Genomic DNA, 1,256 nt, shown 5'->3' on the forward strand with positions numbered 1-1,256 from the left:
CCACATGGCCCCAGAGCGCCGCACCCGCTGCGCTGGCGCCCATGATGGCCATCTGGTACATCGACATGCCGCGCGCGCGCACCCAGTCGGGCAATGACAGCTGGGCCGACACGCTGAGCGAATTGGCACAGGTGATCCAGGCCATGCCGTTGAGCAGCATGGCGGGCACGGCCACATACACATTGGGCGCGAAGGCCATGGCGGCGGTGGACGCCGTCTGCAGCAGTGTGGAGCGCATCACCAGCACATCGCGCGGCATCATCTGGCGCAGCCGCGCCAGGTTCAGCGCCGCGATGATGGCGCCCGTTCCCATGGACGCCAGCAGCAGCGTGAAGGTGCCGGCGTCGCCGCCGTGCAGGCCGCGCGCCACCAGCGGCAGCAAAGCCAGCAGGGCGGTGGAGTGAAAAAAGAAAATCGCTACGCGCAGCAGCACCGCACGCAGGCGCGCCGACTGGCTCACAAACTGCAGGCCGACGCGCATGGCGCTGACCAGGCGCTCGCGCCCCAGCGGGCTGGGTGCGTGGTCGCGCCGCCAGCGCATGATGACAAAGCCCGAAATGACCGACAGCACGGCGTTGAGCACAAACACGTATTCGGTGCCGGCGCCGGCAATCAAAGCGCCGGCAACGAGCGGGCCGACGATGCGCGAGGCGTTCATCGAAACACCGTTGAGCGCCAGCGCGGCGGGCAACTGCACGCGGGGAACCAGCTCGGGCACGATGGCGGCAAACACCGGCCAGCGCATGGCCAGGCCCACGCCGTTGGCAAAGGTCAGCGCCAGCAGCAGGGGCGGCGTCATGACATCCGAGATCACGGCGATGCACAGCAGCGTGGCCACCACCGCCACCCAGAACTGCGTCATGATGAAGTAGCGGCGCCTGTCCAGGATGTCGGCCAGTGCGCCGCTGGGCAGCCCCAGCAAAAACACCGGCAGCGTGGAGGCCGACTGCACCAGCGCCACCCAGAGGGGCGAGGTGGTCATCGAGGTCATCATCCAGGCGGCCGCCACATCGTTCATCCACATGCAGATGTTGGCGACCAGCCAGGTGCTCCACAGCATGCGGAACACGGGGCGCTTGATGGGCGCCCAGGCGGAGAGGGATTCAGCCGTTACCGGCTCGGGGGTTCTTGCGGCTTCCTCGGGCATTCAGGGCGCTTCCTGTGCGGCACGCTGGTTCAGCGTGAACAGCGCGGGTGAGCCTTCGGGCAGCTTTTCGAAAGCCCAGGTCTTGTTGTGAAAGGCCGCCACGTTGGGC

At 67.5% G+C, this 1,256-nt stretch carries 1 protein-coding gene; it reads right to left on the reverse strand.

Annotation, left to right across the window (positions count from 1 at the left end; translation table 11 throughout):
• The coding region (locus tag AC1D1X_RS23695; RefSeq protein WP_477699400.1) for an MFS transporter at positions 1-1,147 on the reverse strand (1,147 nt) is incomplete at its 3' end.
• Positions 1,148-1,256: the final 109 nt, after the last annotated feature.

This window comes from Polaromonas sp. P1_G4, assembly GCF_056405475.1.